Origin of the sequence: Dokdonella sp., assembly GCF_049593775.1 — a bacterium.
In the GTDB taxonomy this organism is placed as follows: Bacteria; Pseudomonadota; Gammaproteobacteria; order Xanthomonadales; family Rhodanobacteraceae; genus Dokdonella.
The window spans coordinates 1-3488 of record NZ_JBAWHJ010000247.1 but is presented as its reverse complement, the minus strand read 5'-3'; the positions used below and the strand labels follow the sequence as shown (position 1 = coordinate 3488).

The 3488-nt window shown below is 60.4% G+C and carries 3 protein-coding genes; 2 read left to right on the top strand and 1 reads right to left on the bottom strand.

The window, feature by feature from the left end; all coding sequences use genetic code 11:
* Positions 1 to 418: 418 nt before the first annotated feature.
* A complete protein-coding gene (locus tag WBP53_RS08790) occupies positions 419 to 1153 on the bottom strand; it encodes an SDR family oxidoreductase (RefSeq protein WP_423927992.1) in 735 nt (244 codons plus the stop codon).
* Between the two features lie 59 nt (positions 1154 to 1212).
* Between WBP53_RS08790 and WBP53_RS08785 the strand changes: the two genes are divergently transcribed.
* Positions 1213 to 2166: an AraC family transcriptional regulator gene (locus WBP53_RS08785; protein WP_423927990.1), complete on the top strand. Its 954-nt coding sequence runs from the start codon at positions 1213 to 1215 to the stop codon at positions 2164 to 2166.
* A 291-nt stretch (positions 2167 to 2457) separates the two neighbouring features.
* The gene (locus tag WBP53_RS08780; RefSeq protein ID WP_423927994.1) at positions 2458 to 2895 is read left to right on the top strand and encodes a GNAT family N-acetyltransferase; all 438 of its coding nucleotides are present in this window, start codon (positions 2458 to 2460) and stop codon (positions 2893 to 2895) included.
* Positions 2896 to 3488: the final 593 nt, after the last annotated feature.

The following is a 3488-nucleotide window of genomic DNA, read 5'->3' as shown; positions in this document are numbered from 1 at the left end:
GAGCACGCTATCATGGGCTCGCATTTCCGTGCACCATCCATATACGGTCAAGCGCAGAAATATGCGCCCGCAGCTGCATCCGCATGTAGATAGAGAGTCGTGATCACAACATCGAACTGCACCGACGGCAGCTTCCTGCGCACTCCGGCCGTTGGTGCGCTGCGCAGCGAACGGCGCTCGCAAGGCTGGTGGCCAAGGTCGCTTCCGGCCCTGACCTGGCGTCCATGCCAGGCGCTGGTTGCGCCTGGTGTCGGCCCTCACCGGACATTCGCATGCCGATCAAATGCCACCCTGCAGCATCGCGAGACCGACGGTTCAACCATAGCGCTGCATTTCCGAAGGTCGAATGACGGCAAAGCGGACGATGTAGCCGTTCGCTGCGCCTCGCTTCGTCCGGGTTGCAGCACGCACTGTAAATTCACCCCTGCGCGGTAGGTCTGATCACGATACTGCCGACGTCCACGTCAGAAGGTTGCTCCAGCGCAAAAAGGATTCCACGCGCTATTGCCTCGGGTGGGATCGCGATCTCGTCTACTTGCGCCGCGATCATCTTCTTTGTCGGATCGTCGGCGATACCCTCGACGAAATCGGTTGAGATCATGCCCGGAGAGACTTCCGTCACCCGGAGGTTCGGCCCTGCCTCCTTTCTCAGCACCTCGGTCGCGGTGCGCACTGCGTTCTTCGTGGCGGCATAGACGCCCATAGTCGGCGTGATCGTGATGCCTGCTGTTGAGATGACATTCACTACGTGACCGGAGTTCTGGCCCTGGAAGACCGGCAACGCGGCCGCGATGCCGTAAAGCGTGCCGCGCAGATTCACGTCGATCATAGCATCCCATTCGTCGACCCGCAGGGCATCTAAGCGCGAGATTGGTCCGATTCCGGCATTGTTGATCATGACATCGAGTCGCCCGAAACGCTCGATCGCCGTCGCGACCAGCGCTTCGAGATCGCTGCGTCGACGCACGTCAGTGGTCCGGACGGCGGCTACCCCACCAGCCGTTGCGATTTCCTCTTCGATTGCTTGAAGCATGCTTTCCCTGCGGGCGCCCAGCACGACGCGGGCACCGTGCGCGGCAAGCAGTTTCGCTGTGGCCCGGCCTATTCCACTGCTCGCACCGGTGATGGCGACGACTTTACCTTTGATAGTCATGGAGGCTCCTATTGGGCAGCTTGGTTCCTGTCGGGAGGAATCTATGAGAGAAGAGCAAGATGAACGATGCCGCTAAGTCTAAAAATTTGTTCCGACCGTCCAGCTCTGCGCTTGATCCGCTCTCGGACGTGCTCGATGTACTCGGCGCGCACGTGACGCGCCGCACCCGGATCGAAACGGCGGGAAACTGGTCGCTGTCGTTTCCCGGCGCCGATCGCCTAAAATTCGTCGCGATTCTGAAGGGTCAGTCGTGGATGCTGGTTCCGAGGCGGATCCCACAACTCTTGCAGGCGGGGGATGTCTGCCTGATCGGACGCACCGATTACGCCATCGCCAGCGACCCCGCGCTGACGCCGATGGATGGCCGCAGTCTTTATAGCGAGCCGAAGGATGTTGCGCGCATCAATGGGGACGACACGATCGCCATCGGCGGGACGGTGACCTTTGCCGGGGCGAATTCCGACTTTCTTCTCGACATGTTGCCGGACTTCATCTTCGTTCCGCAGAACTTGTCGACCTCGGGGGCGATCACCACACTTCTCACCCTCATGTCGAATGAGATCGAGCGGGACATGCCAGGGCGCGGGATCGTCAACGCTCGGCTTGCCGATATACTCGTGGTGGAAGCGATCCGCACCCATGCCGCGCATGTCGGTCCCAGAGAAATGAGCTGGCTCGGTGCGCTGCTCGACATCCGTCTGGCGCGCGCCCTACAGACCCTGCATCGCGATGTCGCGCATCCGTGGACCGTGGCTGAACTGGCTGGTGTCGCAGGCATGTCGCGCGCGGCCTTTTCCGCCGAGTTCACCCGCCGGGTCGGTCAGCCGCCCCTGTCCTACCTGCGCGCCTGGCGCCTGACAAAGGCGCGAACCGCTCTCAAGCAGGACGCCGCGACAGTGGCCGACATCGCGCACGCGGTGGGCTACGAGTCGCAGAGCGCCTTCAGCCAGGCTTTCCGCCGTGCCTTCGGTATCTCTCCGAAAGCGGATCTCCATACTCCAGCGGGACATTAGCCATAGGCTGTTGGATAGCGATCTATCCGACACGTCGGAACCCACTGCCGACCTCGGATGCACCGCAGCCTCAGCCAGATTATCATCGGCTCGCCAGATATGGACCGCCCTCACCGGACATTGGCATGCCGATCAGATGCCACCCTGCAGCATCGCGAGACCGGCCATTCAACCATAGCGCCAAATTTCCGAAGGTCGAATGACTGCAGGGCGGGACGAAGCTGCCGTTGTCGTACAACGGCTTTCCTCTATTGTGCCTGCACCAAGCTCAAGGATGGACAAGTGAAAATCATGGTTCGAAATGGATGTGACGCCGATGGTCCAGCAGCAGTCAATGTAGTGCGTAAATCAATTTCCGAACTGTGCGTCGCAGATCATGAAGGAGATGCACGAGAGATTGCTGGGTGGTTGTCCAACAAAACCCAAGCGACGTGGCGCACGTGGCTCGCGCGCAGCGATGCAACTGTGCTTGTAGCTGAAAGGGCCAATGAAATCGTGGGCGTTGGAATGATAGATCACCACGGAACAGTGCTGCTGAACTATGTCCGACCTGACGCTCGTTTCTCCGGGGTAAGCAAAGCGATTCTCGAATCTCTCGAAGATGCGGCTGTCACGGTAGGCGTCCGAGAGTGCGTATTGGAAAGCACCAAAACGGCTAAGAAGTTCTATGAAGGCTGCGGCTACAAGTCAGCTAACGAAACAAGTCTGACATTGGCAAAGCTGCTGTAGATGGATGCGATTGGCTGGAGGCTTGGGCTCCGAGCAGACCTGCGGCAGCGCGGCATGGCATGGTGGAGTGCCGTCACCGGTTCGGCGATGAGATGGCGTGTGGCGGAACGGCGGAACCGTCATTGCGCTGCCAATCTTCGCGCCATCCGCGGCCGTGACCCCGTCAGGTTGAAAGTCACGGGCATCTTCGCCTCTGGCCAGGTCGAGGAACGAACGTCAATCACACAGGGCAAGACCCGTCAGCCCGTTCGCTTCGAGATTGCAGAGGGAACGCGGAAGTCCCTGGCTGACTGGCTCGACGAGCCGATGATGGTCGGGTCCGAGCACCTCTGGCCTGGGCGTTTCCATGAAAAGCGGCACATCTTGACGCTGCGATACGCCAGCCTGGTCCGGGAATGGGCGACCTCAATCGGCTTGGCCCGAGTGCAAACGGCACACATTCGATGCGCCGCACCAAGGTCGCCCAGATTTACCGCAAGACCGGAAACCTTCGAGCCGTGATCTGCTGCTGGGCCACGCGAAGGATGCCGCTTCTGATATCGGTTGTTTCGATCCGTGTGGGCGCCCGGACGGCATTCTCCGCGCCTTCATGG

Excerpts from the sequence above, each read along its gene's own strand:
- WBP53_RS08790 (WP_423927992.1), bottom strand. The coding sequence starts at position 1,153 with ATGACTATCAAAGGTAAAGTCGTCGCCATCACCGGTGCGAGCAGTGGA.
- WBP53_RS08785 (WP_423927990.1), top strand. The coding sequence starts at position 1,213 with ATGAACGATGCCGCTAAGTCTAAAAATTTGTTCCGACCGTCCAGCTCT.
- WBP53_RS08780 (WP_423927994.1), top strand. The coding sequence starts at position 2,458 with ATGGTTCGAAATGGATGTGACGCCGATGGTCCAGCAGCAGTCAATGTA.